The 19,855-nt window shown below is 42.3% G+C and carries 20 protein-coding genes and 1 riboswitch; of the genes, 10 read left to right on the top strand and 10 right to left on the bottom strand.

The genetic code is table 11. The annotated features are described in order from the left end of the window. Window positions 1–52 precede the first annotated feature (52 nt). A complete protein-coding gene (gene yvcK / locus PR675_RS01460; protein WP_004917836.1) occupies window positions 53–961 on the bottom strand; it encodes a uridine diphosphate-N-acetylglucosamine-binding protein YvcK in 909 nt (302 codons plus the stop codon). Between the two features lie 529 nt (window positions 962–1,490). Continuing rightward, a riboswitch (molybdenum cofactor riboswitch) is annotated at window positions 1,491–1,631 on the top strand. Here yvcK and moaA point away from each other — a divergent pair. The 5 genes from moaA to PR675_RS01435 all read left to right on the top strand — a co-directional run bounded on the left by moaA (window position 1,621) and on the right by PR675_RS01435 (window position 4,712). After that, on the top strand, window positions 1,621–2,601 hold the full coding sequence (gene moaA, locus PR675_RS01455; RefSeq protein ID WP_014657771.1) for a GTP 3',8-cyclase MoaA: 981 nt from the start codon (window positions 1,621–1,623) through the stop codon (window positions 2,599–2,601). It overlaps the preceding riboswitch by 11 nt. A 27-nt stretch (window positions 2,602–2,628) precedes the next feature. Next, window positions 2,629–3,108 carry a cyclic pyranopterin monophosphate synthase MoaC gene (gene moaC, locus PR675_RS01450; RefSeq protein WP_004917841.1) on the top strand — a complete coding sequence of 160 codons (480 nt, stop codon included), beginning with the start codon at window positions 2,629–2,631 and terminating at the stop codon, window positions 3,106–3,108. Next, window positions 3,105–3,350, top strand: a complete 246-nt coding sequence (gene moaD, locus PR675_RS01445; protein WP_004917843.1) for a molybdopterin synthase sulfur carrier subunit — start codon at window positions 3,105–3,107, stop codon at window positions 3,348–3,350. The genes moaC and moaD overlap by 4 nt, the downstream gene beginning before the upstream one ends. A gap of 1 nt (window position 3,351) precedes the next feature. Continuing rightward, window positions 3,352–3,804, top strand: coding sequence for a molybdopterin synthase catalytic subunit MoaE (gene moaE, locus PR675_RS01440; RefSeq protein ID WP_004917845.1), 453 nt, complete (start codon window positions 3,352–3,354; stop codon window positions 3,802–3,804). A 200-nt stretch (window positions 3,805–4,004) separates the two neighbouring features. Further along, window positions 4,005–4,712 carry a Bax inhibitor-1/YccA family protein gene (locus PR675_RS01435; RefSeq protein WP_004917846.1) on the top strand — a complete coding sequence of 236 codons (708 nt, stop codon included), beginning with the start codon at window positions 4,005–4,007 and terminating at the stop codon, window positions 4,710–4,712. 126 nt (window positions 4,713–4,838) lie between these two features. Here the strand turns inward: PR675_RS01435 and PR675_RS01430 are convergent, their stop codons facing one another. The 5 genes from PR675_RS01430 to cecR all read right to left on the bottom strand — a co-directional run bounded on the left by PR675_RS01430 (window position 4,839) and on the right by cecR (window position 10,612). Next, entirely contained in the window at window positions 4,839–5,945 is a 1,107-nt protein-coding gene (locus PR675_RS01430; protein WP_014657773.1) for an ABC transporter permease, read from the bottom strand. Window positions 5,946–5,957: 12 nt separating this feature from the next. Next, complete coding sequence (locus PR675_RS01425; protein WP_004917851.1) at window positions 5,958–7,097, bottom strand: ABC transporter permease; 1,140 nt, start codon at window positions 7,095–7,097, stop codon at window positions 5,958–5,960. Further along, window positions 7,094–8,836, bottom strand: coding sequence for an ATP-binding cassette domain-containing protein (locus tag PR675_RS01420; protein ID WP_060560670.1), 1,743 nt, complete (start codon window positions 8,834–8,836; stop codon window positions 7,094–7,096). Before PR675_RS01420 ends, PR675_RS01425 begins: the two co-directional genes overlap by 4 nt. Window positions 8,837–8,848: 12 nt before the next feature. Next, window positions 8,849–9,841: a secretion protein HlyD gene (gene hlyD, locus PR675_RS01415; protein ID WP_004917855.1), complete on the bottom strand. Its 993-nt coding sequence runs from the start codon at window positions 9,839–9,841 to the stop codon at window positions 8,849–8,851. An 84-nt stretch (window positions 9,842–9,925) separates the two neighbouring features. After that, window positions 9,926–10,612: a transcriptional regulator CecR gene (gene cecR / locus PR675_RS01410; protein ID WP_004917856.1), complete on the bottom strand. Its 687-nt coding sequence runs from the start codon at window positions 10,610–10,612 to the stop codon at window positions 9,926–9,928. Window positions 10,613–10,903: 291 nt separating this feature from the next. Here cecR and rhlE point away from each other — a divergent pair, with 291 nt between their 5' ends. The 3 genes from rhlE (at window position 10,904) to PR675_RS01395 (ending at window position 13,617) form a co-directional block, all read left to right on the top strand. Beyond that, window positions 10,904–12,241: an ATP-dependent RNA helicase RhlE gene (rhlE, locus tag PR675_RS01405; RefSeq protein WP_014657777.1), complete on the top strand. Its 1,338-nt coding sequence runs from the start codon at window positions 10,904–10,906 to the stop codon at window positions 12,239–12,241. Continuing rightward, a complete protein-coding gene (gene dusC / locus PR675_RS01400) occupies window positions 12,241–13,203 on the top strand; it encodes a tRNA dihydrouridine(16) synthase DusC (RefSeq protein WP_004917859.1) in 963 nt (320 codons plus the stop codon). The genes rhlE and dusC overlap by 1 nt, the downstream gene beginning before the upstream one ends. A 165-nt stretch (window positions 13,204–13,368) precedes the next feature. Beyond that, window positions 13,369–13,617, top strand: a complete 249-nt coding sequence (locus PR675_RS01395; protein ID WP_014657779.1) for a GlsB/YeaQ/YmgE family stress response membrane protein — start codon at window positions 13,369–13,371, stop codon at window positions 13,615–13,617. Between the two features lie 137 nt (window positions 13,618–13,754). Here PR675_RS01395 and sseA read toward each other — a convergent pair whose 3' ends face one another. Next, window positions 13,755–14,594: a 3-mercaptopyruvate sulfurtransferase gene (gene sseA / locus PR675_RS01390; RefSeq protein WP_004917864.1), complete on the bottom strand. Its 840-nt coding sequence runs from the start codon at window positions 14,592–14,594 to the stop codon at window positions 13,755–13,757. Window positions 14,595–14,621: 27 nt separating this feature from the next. Next, entirely contained in the window at window positions 14,622–14,783 is a 162-nt protein-coding gene (locus tag PR675_RS01385) for a hypothetical protein (protein ID WP_014657780.1), read from the bottom strand. A gap of 241 nt (window positions 14,784–15,024) precedes the next feature. Between PR675_RS01385 and dinG the strand changes: the two genes are divergently transcribed. Then, entirely contained in the window at window positions 15,025–17,133 is a 2,109-nt protein-coding gene (gene dinG / locus PR675_RS01380) for an ATP-dependent DNA helicase DinG (protein WP_014657781.1), read from the top strand. Window positions 17,134–17,223: 90 nt separating this feature from the next. Here dinG and dps read toward each other — a convergent pair whose 3' ends face one another. After that, complete coding sequence (dps, locus tag PR675_RS01375; RefSeq protein WP_004917871.1) at window positions 17,224–17,727, bottom strand: DNA starvation/stationary phase protection protein Dps; 504 nt, start codon at window positions 17,725–17,727, stop codon at window positions 17,224–17,226. A gap of 289 nt (window positions 17,728–18,016) precedes the next feature. Continuing rightward, window positions 18,017–18,904, bottom strand: a complete 888-nt coding sequence (gene rhtA / locus PR675_RS01370) for a threonine/homoserine exporter RhtA (protein WP_036943544.1) — start codon at window positions 18,902–18,904, stop codon at window positions 18,017–18,019. Window positions 18,905–19,267: 363 nt separating this feature from the next. On the opposite strand from rhtA, the gene PR675_RS01365 reads away from it, so the two are divergent. Beyond that, complete coding sequence (locus PR675_RS01365; RefSeq protein WP_060560672.1) at window positions 19,268–19,843, top strand: TIGR00730 family Rossman fold protein; 576 nt, start codon at window positions 19,268–19,270, stop codon at window positions 19,841–19,843. The last annotated feature ends 12 nt before the right edge of the window (window positions 19,844–19,855 follow it).

Here is a 19,855-nt window from a genome sequence, read left to right as displayed (position 1 = left end):
GAGTTTTTGCTGTTAACCTTTGGCGTGATTGGTGGTGATATCCCGTGGTGGTTTAAAACAAACGCACGGTTTCTTCGATAGCTTGCAAGAGTAGCTTACGGTCATGACGATAAGGAATATCATCGGCCTCTAACACCCGTTGAGTGACTAACCGCTCATGGCGAATAGGCGCGATATTCGTTCTAGGGCCAACAATCACGGCATCAATTTTTTTGCAGCCGATATGCTGCTCCATCATGGTTAACTTTTCTTGTAACGTGAGGCTAGCTGCGGATGTACTTAGCTCTTTACCTAGGTTACCGATATAGATCATCGGGGCTTTACATTCGCGCAAAGCATCCGTGATATCTTCCAACAGTAGCAGTGGCATCAGGCTGGTGAAGAAACTACCCGGACCAATTAAAATTAAATCCGCTTGATGAATTGCTTCAATCGCTTCTGCTGTGGCTTTTACGGTTGGGTAGAGTCGTAACTCTTTCGGTAATTCAATCAGAGCATCAACATTGACCTCGCCATACACTTCATTACCCATCTCATCAATCGCCATTAAGTCGACGGGAGATTCTGACATAGGAATGAGTTTGGCATCCACTTTGAGCATATTGCGGATCAAATTAATGGCATCAAGAGGGCGTACACTGAGGTGATCTAATGACTTTAGCATCAGATTACCTAAATTATGGCCTGAAAGTTCGCCGTTGCCACTAAAACGGTATTCAAACATCGCCGATGCGATTGATGGCTCAGTAATTAATTGATTGAGGCAGTTGCGCATATCTCCCCAAGCAATCCCACCTTCCGCTCGACGAATACGACCAGTAGAACCACCATTATCCGTCGTGGTGACAATTCCAGTTAATCGAGAGCCTAAAGAGGAAAGCGAAGACATTACGCGACCAAGCCCATGTCCGCCGCCAAGGGCGACAACATGCCTAAAATCAGTCAAACTACTATTCGGCATAGTGTTCCTATATCAGTTATTTTTTCAGCGCCAAGGCTATTATACAGTGTTATTGCCAGTTAAATGCAATTTAAAACGCGATTATCACGTCTATCACAAAACGGCGCTAATTTATCATAAAACACCGTTTGGGGGTCATTTACCGTCATCATTGACAGATAAAAATTGAAAATGATGGCAGTTTAAACAGCAATTATCTCATAGGGCTGTTTTTTACTATCCAAAAAAGATCAAAATTTGGGGCAAACCTAATCTAAGATTGCTCTTAATTAACGATTAAAAATAGGGGCTGGATGTTTTTTGTACATGCGCTTAATATTGGGTTTAATAGGTGACATAATACAAATTAGAACATTAAATTTACACTGAATTAACAAACGCATAACTAAACCCTAAGTCGTTGTATAATATATTATATATCGAAATTCAAATTCGCTTTTTCCTTTCTTTTACGCTAAAATCCCCACATAAACTAAGTGAACAAAGTGAGCAATTTGATTGTTAACCTATGCTGGCTTTGTGGGCTTGTTGATAAATATCACTCCTAGCCTTTGTGTCTAAGTTCGCGATAACGAATATGATGCTTTGGCCGTGGCCTCTGAGCCACCAGGGTGCAAGATAGAAATGTCTGCATCTCCCGTATTTGGAAAGGTGTCATTATGCAGCAGCTTGTCGATCAATTTGCTCGGAAATTTTATTATCTCCGTTTATCTATTACAGATGTTTGCAACTTTCGTTGCACATACTGCCTTCCCGATGGTTATAAACCAAGTGGTCGTCACGAATTCCTTTCACTGAGTGAAATTCAGCGCATTAGCCGTGCTTTCGCAGAATTGGGCACAGAAAAGGTACGCATCACAGGCGGCGAGCCGACCATGCGTAAAGATTTTACCGATATCATTGCCGCTATCCATGAAAATCAAGCGATCAAAAAAATTGCGGTGACGACAAATGGTTATCGTATGGCTCGTGATGTACAAAAATGGAAAGAGGCGGGACTCGGAGCGATTAATGTCAGTGTTGATAGCCTAGACCCGCGTCAATTTGCGGCAATTACTGGGCAAGACAAGTTTTATCAAGTGATGCAAGGCATTGATGCTGCCTTTGAAGCGGGATTCGACAAGGTCAAAGTCAACGCAGTATTGATGAAAAACGTCAATGATATTGCTTTAAAATCCTTTTTAAATTGGATCAAACATCGTCCAATCCAACTCCGCTTTATCGAATTAATGGAAACGGGGGAAGGGAGTGACCTTTTTAATCGTTTCCATATTTCGGGAGAAACGATCCGCGACCGTCTTATTGAAGAGGGGTGGTACAGTGTGCCACGCTCTCGTAGCGATGGCCCCGCCCAAGTCTTTAGCCACCCTGATTACCAAGGGGAAATTGGTCTTATCATGCCTTATGAAAAAGATTTCTGCCAAAGTTGTAACCGACTACGCGTTTCTTCTTTGGGGAATCTTCATCTGTGCCTATTCGGTGAAAATGGTATCCCACTACGTGACTTGTTAAGTGACGATAATCAAAACGAAGCATTAAAAGCACGTATTCAAAGTGGTCTACAATTTAAGCGAGAGACGCACTTTTTACATATGGGCGACAGTGGCATCACCCCGAATTTATCCGTTATTGGCGGTTAATGAATTTTTGATTTTTCAGGAGAAAATATGTCCCAACTGACTCATATTAATGCGTCGGGTGAAGCGCATATGGTGGATGTTTCTGCAAAAGCTGAAACAGTCCGTGAAGCGAGAGCCGAAGCATTTGTCACGATGAATAAAGAGACCTTAGCGATGATTGTTGAGGGGAGCCATCATAAAGGCGATGTATTTGCGACCGCACGTATTGCTGGTATTCAAGCAGCGAAAAAAACATGGGAGCTGATCCCGTTATGTCATCCGTTGCTGCTAACAAAAGTTGAAGTGACGTTGCAAGCATTGCCGGAGCAAAATCAAGTCCGTATTGAGTCCTGCTGTCGATTGACAGGAAAAACAGGGGTTGAAATGGAAGCATTAACTGCCGCTTCAGTAGCTGCTTTAACCATTTATGATATGTGTAAAGCGGTGCAAAAAGATATGGTAATTGGGCCTGTTCGCTTATTAGAAAAAACAGGTGGCAAATCTGGTCATTTTAAGGTGGACGCATGATTACGGTACTTTTTTTTGCTCAAGTACGTGAATTGGTGGGAACAGCTCGTCTCGAATTATCAGAACATTACTCAAATGTTGAAGCATTGCGTCAAGCATTGGCACAACGTGGTGACCGGTGGGCTTTAGCTTTAGAAGATGGCAAGTTGTTAGCGGCAGTTAACCAATCTTTTGTAGCAACAGATCATCCATTGGAAGATGGCGACGAAGTGGCCTTTTTCCCACCGGTGACCGGGGGCTAAGATGGAAAATACGCATATTGCGGTACAAACAGAAAATTTTAGTGTAGGCGAGCAGTATCAATGGCTTGCTGAATGTGATAGCGATGGCGCGGTCGTAACGTTTACAGGCAAAGTCCGAAATCATAATTTAGGCGATAGCGTTGCAGCATTAACGTTAGAACATTATCCCGGAATGACGGAGAAAGCGCTGGCCGCTATTGTGGTCGAAGCGCGTCAACGCTGGGCACTACAGCGAGTTAGTGTGATCCACCGAGTAGGTACTTTACAGCCGGGCGAAGAGATTGTTTTTGTGGGTGTGACCAGTGCTCATCGTGGCGCTGCTTTTCAAGCGGCTGAATTTATTATGGACTATTTAAAAACCAAAGCACCATTTTGGAAGAAAGAGACATTGCCTGATAATGAACGTTGGGTCGAGGCAAAAGAGAGCGATGAAGCTTCTGCAAACCGTTGGTGATCAGTAAATTTCATTTATATTTAAAATAATTTTTAGCGTATTTAGACGCCCGTCAGCAGCGGCATGGCATAAATTCTAATCAATGGTTTTAAGTTTGTTGAATGGTATTGTCAATAATTTATGATAAACTTTGTAGGAATTTGTCTGGCTACGGCACGTTGCTGTGGTCGTTTCTTACTAATGTATGAAGGGTAACCATCATGGATCGATTCGATCAACGTAATGATTCTCTTGTCCAGCGCAGCAGTGCCGGCATTCAGACATTTATGTCACAGGTTTATGGCTGGATGACTGTTGGTCTGTTACTGACTGCTTTTGTTGCTTGGTCCACACTGAATAGTGGCTTATTTTATACCATAGCGACTAATAATGTTCTGTTTTTTGGTTTAATCATTGTTGAGTTTGGACTTGTACTTGGTTTGTCATTTTTACTGCCAAGAATGAGTGGTATGATGGCAACGGGCATGTTTATGCTCTACTCAGTACTTACTGGGCTAACAATTTCTGTGGTTTTAGCTGCTTATACAATGGAATCGGTAGCAGGAACATTTTTTATCACGGCGGCAATGTTTGGTGCACTAAGTGTTTATGGTTACACCACAAAGCGTAGCCTAAGTGGTATCGGTAACTTCCTGTTTATGGCGCTTATTGGCCTAATTATCGCTTCTATTGTCAATATTTTCATGAAAAGCTCAGCATTATACTGGGTGATTACCTATGCAGGTGTTCTGATTTTTGCAGGCCTGACCGCATATGATACTCAGAAACTGAAAGAGATGGGTGCACAAATTGACGTGGAAGATAAAGAAAGCATGCGTAAACTCGCTATCCTAGGTGCATTAAACCTGTATCTGGACTTTATCAACCTGTTCTTAATGCTGCTACGTATTTTCGGCGACCGCCGTTAATCATGTATAAATTGTGTATTTAAGATACACAATAGCTTTTAAAGAATATCAACCCTTGTCATGGTCAAACAGACAAGGGTTTTTTATTGTTTAGTAAAAAATATAATCGTGACTAATAGGTAATTGCTACGCTGTTTTCTGCCGAAAGAGGTAGTAAGCAAAGGTACTGGTAATGACTGATATCACGAGCAGTGGCCATAGGCTCGGCCAAATAACACTAAAATCAGCATCTTTTAAGTAAATCTGTTTGGTGATTTCAGTGAAATGGCGGATTGGATTGATCAAGGTAATTTCTTGCAACCAAATGGGCATATTCTCAACGGGAGAAATATAGCCTGAGAGCAAAATAGCGGGCATCACAAAAACAAATACACCGATAAATGCTTGTTGTTGGGTTGAACACAAAGCCGATATTAATAATCCAAAACCCACTAGTGAAAGGCCATAAACCACCATAGTTGCATAAAATAGCGTGAGGGAGCCTGCAAAGGGGATTTGGTAACAGAAGATACCAATGACTAAGACTAAAGTCGCTTGCGCGGTGGCAATAATCAATGCGGGTACGGCTTTACCGATAAAAATTTGCCAAGTCGTGAGCGGCGATACAAGTAATTGGTCAAGGGTTCCCTGTTCGGCCTCTCGGGCAATCGACAGGGAAGTGACAATCAGTACGCCAATGGTCGTGATTAATGCCACCAGTGATGGCACGATAAACCATTTATATTCCAGATTAGGGTTATACCAGTTACGAACCACTAACTCGCTATTATTGGCTAAAGGGCGGCCTGCCGTTAGCTCGCTTTGATATTGTAATACGATTTGTTCAATATAGTTAGCGGCAATTTGCGCGCTGTTAGAGTTACGTCCATCAAGTAATAACATCATCTTCGCAGTGTGCTGGCTATCGATGTCAGCGCTAAAATTTTGCCCGAAGCGTACGACTAATAAGCTTTCTCGGTTATCCAGTGTTTCTCGGATCTCGTGCTCATTTTTGAGTAATCGTACTTGAGAAAAGGCTTCCGCTTTTGCTAATCGTTGAGTTAATTCGATAGAGTGCTTCCCGCCATCTTGATCGAAAATGGCGATCGTGGTGTTGGTAACCTCAAGGGTTGCAGCCAAAGGAAACAAGATCATTTGGAAAATAACAGGCATGAGCAAAATGATCCGCGTTTGCTTCTCCTGCAATAACGTCTGTAGTTCTTTCATGATCAAGGTATATAGGCGGTAAAACATATTTCATCCTTATCAATCAAGACGACGGCGTGTTTTCCATGCCGTTAAGCCAATAAATAAAATAGCGGAGGCGATAAGTAACAGCAGATTGGTGAACAAAACAATATAGATATCGCCTGCCAGAAATAGCGTTTGTAAGCTGCTGACAAAATAGCGCGCCGGAATGAAATAAGTCACGATTTGGACAAATATTGGCATGCTTGAGATTTCAAAAATAAAGCCTGATAGCATAATTGCTGGCAAAAATGCCGCATTTAATGCGACCATTGCGGCATTAAATTGATTGCGAGTGATGGTGGAAATCAATAGCCCCATTCCGAGAGCGGTCGCTAAATAGAGGCTAGTGATCAAAAACAGCACTAAGAGTGAGCCTCGATAAGGTATATTTAATAGTGATGTCGTGACAATCATACACAAGATCATCACAAAGGAGCCTAAGACTTGATAGGGTAATAATTTGGATAAAAGCAATTCGGTGCGTGTAATCTGTGTCGAGAGAAGGGCTTCCATTGTGCCGCGCTCCCATTCACGAGCAACAACCAGTGATGTCAAAATAGCTCCAACTACCGTCATTATGATACTAATGGCACCGGGTATAATGAAATGCTGACTAATTGCAGCTTCATTGAACCAATAACGCATATTTAACTCAATGAGGGGATCTGTGGGATAGCCTCGATTTTCACCTTGTTGTATCAACCACGTATACCAGATCCCTTTGGTGTAGGCTTGTACAAAGTTCGCAGTATTAGGCTCACTGCCGTCGGTAATCACTTGTATGGCGGCATGCCCTTCAGGACGTAGCAATTGGGCTGAGAAGTTCACGGGGATAACGATAATGCCGCGAATTTTGCCCGCTTGCATTTTTGCAATTAATTGTTGCCGATTATCGCTAACCGTAGCGTCAATAAAAGGGGAGCCTGTAAATGTATCGACGAGTTGGCGTGCTTCATGGCTTTGTTGATCCATCAAGATGCCAACACGTAATTGACTGGAATCCAAATTGATCCCATAACCAAAAATAAATAACAGCATTAGGGGGATCACAACGGCAATCAATGCACTACTGGGATCGCGTACGATTTGTTTGCTTTCTTTAATGCATAATGCACGGAGTCTACGCCAAGAAAAATGAGACGCGTTGGCGGTCATTGTTCCTCCCGCTGTTTATCATAATCAAGTATCAACCCAATAAAAGCATCTTCCATTGATGGATTTGGATGACTTTCACTAGCGACTTGCTGTTTTAGCTCATCTGGCGTACCTGCGGCAATGATCTTGCCGTGATACACTAATCCTATGCGATCACAATACTCTGCTTCATCCATAAAGTGAGTTGTCACCATGACGGTTACGCCTCTATCGACCATGCCGTTGATATGTAGCCAAAACTCACGTCGAGTGAGAGGGTCGACCCCCGATGTCGGTTCATCAAGAAATAAAATATCTGGCTCATGCATAAGGGAGCAGGCAAGGGCAAGGCGTTGTTTAAAGCCAAGAGGGAGTGAATCAGTTATTTGATTAATAATTGGCTTAAAATTAAAGGCCTCAACCATTTCAGCTATTTTATGTGTTTGATGCTTACCATGCAGACCATAAACACCAGAAAAGAATTTGAGATTTTGCCCAACCTTTAAATTGCTATAGAGCGAGAATTTTTGCGCCATATAGCCGAGGTGTTGCCGTGCTTTATCTGAGCTGGTCTTTAAATCCATTCCTAACACTAAGGCGTGACCTTCGGTTGGTCTCATCAATCCACACATCATTTTAAAGGTGGTTGACTTCCCCGCACCATTGGGGCCGAGTAAGCCAAAAATTTCACCGCGTTTTACTTGAAAATTGACGCTATCCGTCGCGGCAAAATCACCAAATTTTTTCGTTAGATCACGCGCTTCAATAACGGTTTCACTTGGATTAGCAGGGATTTGCGGCATGATAGCCGCCAATTCTGAGCGATGGGAAGGCCCCCCACCTAAGAGATCAATAAAAGCATCTTCAAAACGTGGCTCTGCCTCAATCAGCTTCCCATCAGGCATATGCAAACGGTGAAGTAGCGACGTTTTAGACGCATTAGGCTTTAATATTAAACGGATATAACGCCCTTGGATCACGCCATCGCTGGTTTCCGGAAGAACGAGGGCATTTTGCAATATTGTACGTTTATTGGCGGCCGGAACATCTAATAAATAGGAGCGACCAACCATAGTTTGGGTCAGATCTTGAGGTTTCCCTGAAAAAAGCAATTGGCCTTGGTTAAGGAGCAAAACATGTTTGCACTGTTGGGCCTCATCAAGATAGGAGGTACTCCAAAGGATCAGCATCCCCTCATCGGCTAAAGTGTGTACCATTCGCCATAATTCGCGTCGTGCGATGGGATCAACCCCAACCCCAGGCTCGTCTAAAAGTAGCACCTTTGGTCTGCCAATCAGTGTGCAAGCTAACCCTAGCTTTTGTTTCATACCGCCGGATAATTTACCGGCAAGTCGACCTGTAAAATTTGTTAAATCAGTAAAGGTGAGCAACTGACGATAAATTTTCTCTCTCTCTTCACCGAGGACGCCACGTAAATCAGCATATAAATCAAGATTTTCTTGGACGGTCAGATCTTCATATAAGCCAAATTTTTGTGGCATATATCCTAAATTAGCATGCACTTGTACGCTGTCTTTAATCGGATCTAATCCCATTAGACTGATTGTGCCTGAATCAGGTTTTAATAAACCGGCAAGCATTCTCATTAACGTCGTTTTGCCTGCACCGTCTGGGCCGACTAAACCCGTTACCGAGCCACCATAGATCTCGGCCGTTAAGCTCTCTACTGCGGGGGAGTCTAAACCCTGAAATGTTTTTTCAACCCCTTGAAGACGAATGCAGTCATCGTGCTTACTCATCATGCACTCTTATCACTGAATTTCAGCAAAGCGGATGGTAACTGGCATGCCTTGGCGTAGTGCCTCATCAGGATCGCTGACAACGATGCGTAGCCGATATACAAGATCAGTACGTAATTGCGGAGTTTGTACGCTTTTTGGCGTGAATTCAGCGGTTGGTGATACAAAACCAATGGTACCGTGATAAGGGTTATCTGGACGGCTATCGGTGTAGAGCAAAACTTCTCGACCAGGAACGGCCATCCCTAAATTAGGCTCATCGACATAAGCCCTTACCCAAACAGGCGTCGTGAGAGTGACACTAAATACAGTATTACCAGCACCGACAATGCTGCCAGGCTCAATGGCTCGCGTTAGGATGGTTCCATCTGAGGGGGCTGTTAATACGGTATCTTTTAAGTCTAATTCTGCCTGTGCAACAGCCGCTTCAGCTTGTAACCATTCGCCTCGTGCAGCCGCTATCTCTTCTTGACGGAAACCGCTTTGATACTGGTTTAGTTTATCTTGTGCGGCTTTTAATGCGGCAAGTGCTTGATTTCGATTTGTCTTTGCATTGTCTAGCTCATTGGCAGAAATCACATGGGAGGCTGCGAGTCCTTTTTGGCGCTGGTAAAAACTTTCAGCGTATTTCCATGCCGCTTGTTTTTGGGCAACCTCTGCTTCAACTTGTGCAATTTCTTGAGTGCGATAGCCTTTTTCTTTCATAGCTAGCTGGGCTTTTGCACTGTCTCTAACGCCCTTTGCTTTGTTTAATGCGTTGATATAAGGCGCTTGGTCAAGCTGGCCTAAAGCTTGACCGGGGGTAACGCGCGCGCCTTCATCAACATTCAAAGACGCGAGCTTCCCACCAACACGAAAACCAAGGTTGACGGTTCGTACATCAACATTACCATATAAGGTTAATGTTTTATCTTGCTGTGATTGATACCAATAATAACCACCCGCAGCGAGACCGATTACTATGACAATAAGAATTAAAAAGATTGAACGACGTTTATTGTTCATAATTAACCTTATTCTTCGTGTAGATTACATGTCTAAAAATAGATAGTTCGATAATCTATAACCGTTTTTTATGGATTAATGATATCACTTTTGTGCCTCTTTGCGATGACGCAATCCTTCCAACAAGATATTGGTGTGCTCTATCAGTACTTGGTTAATGATTTTATATTCCTCTTCATTGATATGTTTCCAGCCAGTTTGCCGAAGTAACGTCTCTCTTGCGATACGAAACGAGAGCGTTTCCCCTAAGATGGCATGGGTTTGGATTAAGGTGGTTAGGCTGTTGGGATCGGAGCCTATATAAATGGCAATAAGACGGTTTAATTTGGTGTAAATAGGTCCGAGAGCCTGCTCATGAATAATGGTATAGGCTTCGGTTGGGTTGAGTTGCTCTCTAGCGAGTATTCGAGAAAAACTCAGGTTCTTTTTTTCTAGCTGAAAGTAATTATAACCGACTAATGCTTTTTGCAAGAGTTTGATGGCCTCATCAGGAGGGGGATTGGTTTGACGAAGATATGTATCAATTTCCGCGGTTGTCTCGCTAAAGTTTTCTTTTATTGTGTTCGCAATCAATTGGGCTACAGCGAGATACAGCCCCTCTTTTGAACCAAAATAATAGGAAATGGCGGCAATATTTTGCCCCGAAACTTGAGCAATTTTGCGGGTTGTTGCTCCGTCGAGACCTAATTCACCATAGACATCTGCAGCTGAGCATAGCAACTGCACTCTGGCGTTTTCTCCTCGATGTGTTGACGGTGTGTTTGTAATCATGAAATTTCCTTAAACATTCAAAACTAAATATCAACCTAACAAGCTCTACACGGCTTTTTGCATAATTCAGTGACGGAAAACGACATATTCTAGTTTGTAATAGTTATATATACTATATTTGAGTAATTTTGTATTAATTTATTTTCTAAACTAAATTAATATACTTATTAGAGCCAAATAATGTTAGACTTCCCGCAATTGCACGGCAGTTTGCATCTTTTCTTCATCTACAATCCTTCCCCTCGAACTGCCTCTGATCATTCAGAGTGGTGAAGTCCGGAGTAATTTAATTTGACTAGTTTTTCAGACCTCGCATTAAACGAGGAAATTCTGCTCGCCATTAATGAGTTAGGCTACGAAGCCCCTACGCCTATCCAACAGCAAGCTATCCCAGCAGTCCTTGATGGTCACGACCTCTTAGCGAGTGCTCAAACAGGAACAGGGAAAACGGCGGGTTTTACCTTACCCATTTTACAAAAATTAATTTCGACTCCTAGAATTGGAAAAGATCGCAAACCGATTAGGGCATTGATCTTAACGCCGACACGTGAATTGGCTGCGCAAGTCGCTGAGAATGTTAAGGAATATAGCCGTCATTTAAGGATCCGCTCATTTGTCGTGTTTGGTGGTGTTAGCATCAACCCACAAATGATGAAGTTACGTGGTGGTGTTGATATTTTGATTGCGACGCCGGGGCGATTACTCGACCTAGAGCATCAAAATGCGGTCAATTTATCTCAAGTTGAGATCCTTGTTTTGGACGAAGCCGATCGTATGCTTGATATGGGGTTTATTCATGATATTCGCCGTGTGATCAGTAAGTTACCTAAAAAACGTCAAAACCTGCTGTTTTCAGCTACATTCTCTAATGAAATTAAACAATTAGCGAATAAATTACTGGACAAACCTGTGACGATCGAAGTCGCTCCTCGTAACTCGGCTTCTGAGCAAGTCACCCAGTTTGTCCATCATGTCGATAAGAAACGTAAAGCAGAGCTGTTATCTTACATGATAGGCCGTGAAAATTGGCAGCAAGTTCTTGTTTTTACACGCACAAAACATGGTGCGAACCGCCTTGCTGAACATCTAAATAAAGATGGCGTAAAAGCGGCGGCAATTCATGGTAATAAGAGCCAAGGCGCGCGTACACGTGCATTAGCAGATTTTAAATCAGGTGATGTTCGAGTACTGGTGGCGACAGATATTGCGGCACGTGGTTTAGATATCGAACAATTGCCGTATGTTGTTAACTTTGAACTGCCTAATGTAGCGGAAGATTATGTTCACCGTATTGGTCGTACAGGGCGAGCAGACGCAACAGGAATGGCTGTTTCACTGGTATGTGTTGATGAGTTAAAGCTGCTAAAAGATATTGAAAAGCTACTAAAAAAACCGGTTCCTGTTATGGCGATAGAAGGTTATGAGCCTGATCCTTCCATTAAACCTGAACCTATCCAAAAAGCGCCGCAGCGTAATAATGAAAGGCGTAGTGCAAATAAACGCCATAATACGTCTGTGAAGCCGCGCCGCGAACGTACTGGTGCTGATAGCTCAAAAGATAAATCGGCATCAGCCTCACCATGGAAAAGCGCACAAAAAAAAGTGCGTCAGGGACGCGGTGAAGGCTAATGCGTGTGTTACTTGCCCCGATGGAGGGGGTACTTGACTCGCTTGTGCGCTCCTTACTCAGTGAGGTCAATGATTACGATCTCTGTATTACTGAGTTTGTACGAGTTGTCGATACCCTTTTACCGGCAAAAACGTTTTATCGGTTATGTCCGGAATTGCGTCATGGCAGTCGGACACCATCAGGTACGTTAGTACGCGTTCAGTTATTGGGACAGCACCCTCAGTGGTTAGCTGAAAACGCCTATAGGGCAGTTTCGCTGGGTTCATGGGGGGTAGATCTGAATTGTGGATGCCCCTCTAAAACCGTGAATGGCCATGGGGGTGGTGCAACTTTACTAAAGCAACCAGAGCTTATTTATCGTGCCGCAAAGGCGATGCGAGAGGCTGTTCCAGAGGAATTACCTGTTTCTGTTAAAGTCAGGTTAGGGTGGGATAATAGCCAATTTTGTCATGAAATCGCAGATGCCGTGGAGCAGGCTGGAGCGACGGAATTGACGGTGCATGGCCGTACCAAAGAAGATGGCTATCGAGCTGAAAAGATTAATTGGCAAGCTATTGGCGATATTCGCCGCCGCTTATCCATCCCTGTAATTGCCAATGGTGAGGTGTGGGATTATGAAAGTGCTCAGCACTGCCTAGCAATAACGGGATGTGATGCGATTATGATTGGGCGGGGCGCTCTGCATACGCCTAATTTAAGTCATGTCATAAAAAGCAATCAGCCTAAAATGGCTTGGGAGCACGTCGGCAGCTTGCTATTAAAATATACAGAGCTTGAAAAACAAGGAGATACGGGAAATTACCATGCCGCACGTATCAAGCAATGGTTAGGCTATTTACGTAAAGAATATCAGCAAGCAGACAGACTATTTTCTCTGATCCGAGCGCTAAAGAGTGCTCGCCAGATCGCCGAAGTGATCGAATCTGAAGTAAAAAAGCCAGCAAAAATGATGGAATTTTAATCATTCGGTTGTTTATGATTTGCTAAAATAGAGTATTAGTTCTTAACTTAAAGGGCTAATGGCTTTTTTAATCATGCTAAATTGACTTAAATCGTATGTCATAAGATGGCAAACTAACATGGTTAAAATCTATTTTTACCGTATTAATTCGTTTGGAGGTCGATGATGGGAGTCATTTCTTGGGTCATTTTTGGTCTGATTGCAGGGGTATTGGCTAAATGGATTATGCCAGGAACTTACCATATTGGTTTTATCATGACTATTGTACTCGGAATTGTTGGGTCTGTTGTGGGTGGCTACATCAGTACCTTCTTCGGTAAAGGTAAAGTAGACGGCTTCAATTTCGGTAGTTTTGTTGTTGCGGTTATCGGTGCGATCGTCGTGCTATTTTTAGCTGGGATATTTGCCAAATAGCGATTGACTAAACTTATCTCGATTTGAAAGAAATAACCCTCTCCGTGAATAGAGGGTTATTTTTTTGAATACTATTTAATGTTGATTAAGTATTAATCCGATTTTTAGTTCAATTAATCTTTTGATTAGATGAATAATTAAGACTCTATAGGTAACCCATTGTCTTGGCCCCATTCTGCCCAAGAGCCATCATATAGCTTAACATTTGTGTTGCCTAATAGAGTCAGAGCCATGAGCACCACAGCCGCCGTCATACCAGAGCCACACGTTGTGACGGAAGGGGCATGAATATCAATACCTTGCTCTGCAAATAGGGCTTTAAGTTGGGCTGGTGATTTAAATTCACCATTTTCAACTAATTGATCCCAAGGCATGTTTTTACTACCGGGGATATGGCCCATACGTAGCCCTGGGCGAGGCTCAGGTGCTTGCGCTAAGAAACGTGCCGCGGCACGAGCATCAATAATTTGTACTTTTCCCTGTTCTACGAGGTTAAGCATTTGTGTTTGATTTAATGCGTTGTCACCGTGGCGCTGAGCGGTATAGTGCTGTGGGGCTGGCGGCGTGACCTCACCGGATTCAGTTTGGAAACCGAGTGCTTTCCATGCTTCAATGCCACCCGCGAGAATTTTGACATTTTTATGGCCCATTGTGGTGAATGTCCACCACGCACGTGGTGCTGAGAATAAATTATTCTGGGCGTAAATAATAACCTGAGTGTTATTGTTAATTCCCATTTCACCGACCGCACGGCTAAAAGTTTCAGCGTCAGGCAGCATATGAGGTAGGGGTGTTCGAGTATCAGCAACCTTATCTTGATCAAAAAACTGTGCGCTTGGAATATGCTCTTCTAACCAACGTTGTCGGCAATCATAGGGTGCTGTTGGGGGCGGAGATGAAGCATCTAGTACGATAAGGTTAGAGTCAGACAAATGGTCATGTAACCATTCGGGTGTTACAAAATAAGCGTCATACATAAATTATCTTCATCCTGAATGTAAATATTATTGAACCTGACCCGCTGAAGGTATAATTGAGGGTTGCTGTGCCTGACTCTGCTCAATAGGTGTCGTTGAGCGTGTATAAATATTCATGCCAGCTAAGACAATTCCACCGATGGAGCCGAATGCGCAGAGTGCGCAAAGCGCGATAACAACCTTTTTCATTTTTATAGCCTGAATTGAAGAAATAAACCCAAAGTATAACCCGATGTTTGTTGCAGACAAGTTAAATACTCTTTTTTGTGCGGATGGATCCGGAATTTGCCAACCTGTTCCCAATTTTATGGCATAATGGTTTTTTAAACAGTAGTTTTTGCGAGCGCCTTCGTAAGCATATATTGTTTAATTCGATGTTATTGACCTACTTGGTTATCCTATATCTTCTAATGTGAACAGCAGTGAGCCTATGTCCCTGTCAAATAAAATGAAAGAACATATAACCCAATGGTACAAAGGGTTATCACAGCACATTGACGGGTTCGTATCCCGCGCGCCTCAGCGCCAAATGATTGCTGAAGTTGCTAAAAATTTGGCGGACGAAGAAGGGCGGCATTTGGTTATTGAGGCTCCTACAGGGGTTGGTAAAACATTATCTTATTTGATACCGGGTATTGCTGTTGGCCGAGAAGAAGGCAAAACATTGGTTGTCAGTACTGCGAATGTTGCATTACAAGATCAAATATTCAGTAAGGATCTGCCCTTACTCAGTAAAATTATTCCTGATCTTAAATATACAGGGGCTTTTGGGCGAGCACGCTATGTGTGTCCACGCAATCTGGAAGCAATCTGTGCCGCAGAAGGCGAACAAATTGACTTAATGTTGCTGGTGGAAGATAAAACCGAAATCGCAAACAGTGAAGAGAGAGCGATTTGCCAGCAGCTACGTAATGATTTTCATAGTTTTGCATGGGATGGCTTACGGGATCACCATAAGCGTGCTTTTAGCGATAGCTTATGGCGTAAGGTCAGCACTGACAAAATGAACTGCTTAGGCCGTAATTGCCAATTTTATCAGCGTTGTCCCTTTTTTATTGCTCGGCGGGAAATTGAAGATGCGGATGTGGTGGTTGCAAACCATGCGCTGGTGATGGCGGCAATGGAAAGCGAATCGGTATTACCTGATCCTAAAAAACTCCTTTTAGTACTGGATGAGGGGCATCATGTGCCTGACGTAGCAAGGGATGCGTTGGAAGTGGAAGGCGAGATCACACTCGTTCAATTAACAGCACAGGTGGATAATTTTCTTCATCATGTGGGGCAATATCTCGCTCAGTTTAGGCCTGCCAAGCCGCCAAAATTAGCGAACCCAGAGCGGTTACAGCAGCACGCGGAAAAGTTAAGAGAAGCATTTCGTGATTTTTCGCTACTAACCAACGCATTATTACCAGAAACCTCAAAGGATAATGAGTACTTATTTCCGATGGGGCTGTTGCCTGAGGCAATGCAGCTATGTTGCCAAGAACTTTTCAAACTGACCGACGGGCTAAGAGGGTTAGCGGAATCAATTCTCAATGATTTAACCGAGCAAACGGCTAAACAGGATATTGTTCGCTTACATCGCTCTATTCTATTAACTAGCCGAGCAATGGGCTATTTTGAAAATATGGCGAAATTATGGCGGTTAGCGTCAATTGACCAAACATCAGGAGCGCCAATTTCGAAATGGCTTAGCCGTCGTTATGAGAAAAACCAGTCTCGTTTATTTCTGCACTGTGCTGGGATACGGGTTAGTGAGCAATTACAGCAGCTATTATGGCGCAATGTGCCACACATCGTGATCACATCAGCGACGTTACGCTCACTTAATAGCTACTCTCGTTTTCAAGAATTGAGTGGGTTATCAGAAAAAAGTGATGACCGTTTTGTGACGCTGTCTTCACCCTTTAATCATATTGAACAGGGTAAACTGATTATTCCTCAAATGAAGTACGAACCAACTATTTCGAATGAAGAGCTGCATTTAGCGGAGATGGCAACGTATTTCCGGCATCAATTAGAAAAAGGTACTCATCGAGGTATGCTGGTGTTGTTTAGTAGCCAGCGAGCGATGGAAGGGTTTCTGGAACATGTAAAAGATTTACGTCTACAATTGTTAGTGCAAGGGGATCAGCCGCGTTATCGGTTAGTTGAAACCCATTGTGACAGGATCAATAAAGGGTTAACCAGTGTACTGATAGGGTTGCAGTCATTTGCGGAGGGGCTTGATTTAAAAGGTGAGTATTTAACACAGGTACATATCCATAAAATCGCTTTTCCACCGGTGACTAACCCCGTGATTATTACTGAAGGTGAATGGTTAAAATCGCTTAAACGTTATCCTTTTGAAGTACAAAGTTTACCAAGTGCATCATTTAATTTGATTCAACAAGCAGGAAGGTTGATCCGTAGCCATGAATGCTATGGTGAGATTGTTATCTATGATAATCGATTGATCACCAAAAATTATGGTAAGCGGTTGCTGAACGCATTACCCGTGTTCCCGATTGAACGGCCGGCTATGCCAAGCGGTACGTAACGTTAACGTCTTTCTTAATAGTATAATAACAATAAGGCCACACATTAGTGTGGCCAAGGGGTCAATCAACGTTGACTATTTTTATCGACATTACTCAATATTAGCTTCTAAGAACCATAAGAACTTATCGAGGTCGCGTGATGCCGCAGTAAACATATCCGCGGTATCTTCATCTTCGACTTCATCGATAGCTTTACGAATATCGTTAGCCACAACCGCATAACGGTCAGCTAATGCTTTTAGGTGATCTTGAACATCGTGGATATCAATTGGATAAGCTTCTAACGATGTAAATTTATTGACTTGCTGAGTCGTACCAATTGCAACTCCACCAAGTTGTACAGCACGCTCAGCAAATTCATCAAGGTGCTCAACTAAAGTGGTACGGAAGCCATCTAGCATTTCATGTACGGCAATAAAGTTACGACCGCGCATATTCCAATGTGCTTGTTTGGTCATTAAAGAAAGATCAGTAAAATGGATGACCATAACATTCAAAATATTGATAGACTCTAATTTAACGCTATCCTCAACATCATTGCGGGTATATAAAAGATTTGCTTGAGGTGCTTTTACTAATTTAGCTGTACTCATAATCTTCCCCTTATAAGTAATTAATTATTCAATAATCTGTTTCTGTTAATTAATATAAAACAACAGAACCAACTTGTCATAATGTAATATTCTATTACTTTGATAGGTAAAATTGATAACGGCTTATAATTAAATAAACGCTTAATAAATATTACTATAGGATTAATAAGCTAATATTTCAATGATATTAAAGAAAGTTTACAATAAATAAGGTTAATAAAGAAAATGTTGTTAACTTTATTAACCTTTATACAAATTAAATAATAAAGAAATTTCTTCCTCTATTTATTTAAGAAACCTCTTCTATTTTTGTTTTAGGGCGTGCTGTGGATGTTGAGCCTATTGAGGCACAAACAATACATAATAGTGCTAACCATTGAGTAACGGTTAAATGCTCTTGGAGGAAGACAATTCCAAGGAATGCCCCCATACAAGGCTCAAGGCTCATCAAAGTCCCGAAGGTTTTTGCTGGAAGTCGGGTAAGCGCTATCATCTCTAAGGTATAAGGAAAGGCTGTAGAGAGAACAGCAACAGCCAACGCCAACGGCAAAATAGCAGGGTCAAACATAACTTCAACACCTGTCTGCATTAACCCAATAGGGAAAAAGATCAGGGTTGAAATAAAGGAGCCTATTGCTACGGTTGCGGCACCATAACCTGCGCCAGCCCGTTGGCCAAAAATAATATAGATCCCCCAACAAACGCCCGCACCAAGGGCATATAAGGCACCGACAAGATCTAGGCCATTAATATCATCACCGATAGGCAATAAAAAGAGCAGCCCAACGATGACCAACGCTATCCATAAAAAGTCAATGGGGCGGCGGGATGAAAACATTGCAACAGCCAGTGGCCCTGTAAACTCAAGTGCTACCGCGATCCCAAGTGGAATTCGTTCTAAGGATAAATAAAACAAATAGTTCATGGTCCCCAAAGAAAGACCATAAGTTAACAGGGGAATAAGAGAGTTTCGCCTAAACTTTAATCGCCAAGGTTTAAAAATGACAAATAAAATAATGGTCGCAAGCAATAAGCGTAGCCCAGTCACTCCTGGTGCACCGATAACAGGAAACAGTGTTTTAGCTAGAGATGCTCCGCTCTGAATTGAGGTCATTGCCAGTAATAGCAATCCCACGGGTAATAGAGGAAAGGCACTCTTTTTAGTATCGGCAGACATGGATCGTTGAACCTCAGAAATACGTAATAAAATCAGCAAAAAAATGGCTGATTATTCTTCAATAAAAGAAAATTTTGACAAAGAAAATGTACGTGCTGACTATTAACAACTCAGGTACATAACATAAGCGGTGATTATGACATAAATTTAACATGGATAATATGTATTTATAAAATAGAGAGCACGATAAAACATAGCATTTAATATTTATTTTGTTGACTATATACCCCATGTGTAGGCGCTTTAATTAATTTTAGACAGAGTTTTATATGTTGATGAGGGCGGGATGAGAATGTGTGTTGAGCTTATCCTTATGTAACGTATAATTATTTTCCATAAAAACACGATAAAAACGAGGAAAAAATGAGAAAAATTAACAGTATTGCCGTTTATTGTGGTTCCAGCATGGGAGCTAATGAAGTTTATAAGCAACAGGCGATTAAATTTGCAGAAGAAATGGTCAAGCGCAATATTACTTTAGTTTATGGTGGGGCAAGCGTTGGTATTATGGGCACGGTGGCCGACACTATTTTATCTCAAGGTGGTCAAGCAATTGGAGTTATTCCTTCACTACTTGAAGAGCGTGAAATTTCTCATAAAAATCTGACTAAATTGTATAAAGTTGACACGATGCATCAACGTAAAAGTAAGATGATTGAGCTTGCCGATGGCTTTGTTGCTCTACCTGGAGGTTACGGCACTCTTGAGGAATTTAGTGAGGTGTTCACTTGGAGTCAAATAGGGCTACACACTAAGCCTTGTGGGCTATTTAATATTAATAACTATTGGCATCCACTAATTGATATGACGAACAAAATGGCTGATGAGGCTTTTTTACAGGAAAAATATCGCCATATGGCGATAGTTGAAAATGATCCAGCAGCACTACTCGATCGTTTTGAAACCTATCTTGCGCCATCGGTTAAAACTTATGATTAAACTTCGGTGAGG

Source organism: Providencia sp. PROV261 (assembly GCF_028477945.1).
GTDB lineage: Bacteria > Pseudomonadota > Gammaproteobacteria > Enterobacterales > Enterobacteriaceae > Providencia > Providencia stuartii.
Note: the sequence above shows the minus strand (reverse complement) of the source record. Positions and strands in the feature narration are given on the sequence as shown.

Coding starts and splice junctions, on each gene's coding strand:
- dps (WP_004917871.1), bottom strand. CDS start 17,727: ATGAGTACAGCTAAATTAGTAAAAGCACCTCAAGCAAATCTTTTATAT.
- PR675_RS01425 (WP_004917851.1), bottom strand. CDS start 7,097: ATGACCGCCAACGCGTCTCATTTTTCTTGGCGTAGACTCCGTGCATTA.
- moaA (WP_014657771.1), top strand. CDS start 1,621: ATGCAGCAGCTTGTCGATCAATTTGCTCGGAAATTTTATTATCTCCGT.
- moaC (WP_004917841.1), top strand. CDS start 2,629: ATGTCCCAACTGACTCATATTAATGCGTCGGGTGAAGCGCATATGGTG.
- PR675_RS01365 (WP_060560672.1), top strand. CDS start 19,268: ATGAGAAAAATTAACAGTATTGCCGTTTATTGTGGTTCCAGCATGGGA.
- yvcK (WP_004917836.1), bottom strand. CDS start 961: ATGCCGAATAGTAGTTTGACTGATTTTAGGCATGTTGTCGCCCTTGGC.
- PR675_RS01420 (WP_060560670.1), bottom strand. CDS start 8,836: ATGAGTAAGCACGATGACTGCATTCGTCTTCAAGGGGTTGAAAAAACA.
- moaD (WP_004917843.1), top strand. CDS start 3,105: ATGATTACGGTACTTTTTTTTGCTCAAGTACGTGAATTGGTGGGAACA.
- cecR (WP_004917856.1), bottom strand. CDS start 10,612: ATGATTACAAACACACCGTCAACACATCGAGGAGAAAACGCCAGAGTG.
- dinG (WP_014657781.1), top strand. CDS start 15,025: ATGTCCCTGTCAAATAAAATGAAAGAACATATAACCCAATGGTACAAA.
- PR675_RS01385 (WP_014657780.1), bottom strand. CDS start 14,783: ATGAAAAAGGTTGTTATCGCGCTTTGCGCACTCTGCGCATTCGGCTCC.
- moaE (WP_004917845.1), top strand. CDS start 3,352: ATGGAAAATACGCATATTGCGGTACAAACAGAAAATTTTAGTGTAGGC.
- hlyD (WP_004917855.1), bottom strand. CDS start 9,841: ATGAACAATAAACGTCGTTCAATCTTTTTAATTCTTATTGTCATAGTA.
- PR675_RS01395 (WP_014657779.1), top strand. CDS start 13,369: ATGGGAGTCATTTCTTGGGTCATTTTTGGTCTGATTGCAGGGGTATTG.
- rhtA (WP_036943544.1), bottom strand. CDS start 18,904: ATGTCTGCCGATACTAAAAAGAGTGCCTTTCCTCTATTACCCGTGGGA.
- PR675_RS01430 (WP_014657773.1), bottom strand. CDS start 5,945: ATGTTTTACCGCCTATATACCTTGATCATGAAAGAACTACAGACGTTA.
- PR675_RS01435 (WP_004917846.1), top strand. CDS start 4,005: ATGGATCGATTCGATCAACGTAATGATTCTCTTGTCCAGCGCAGCAGT.
- dusC (WP_004917859.1), top strand. CDS start 12,241: ATGCGTGTGTTACTTGCCCCGATGGAGGGGGTACTTGACTCGCTTGTG.
- sseA (WP_004917864.1), bottom strand. CDS start 14,594: ATGTATGACGCTTATTTTGTAACACCCGAATGGTTACATGACCATTTG.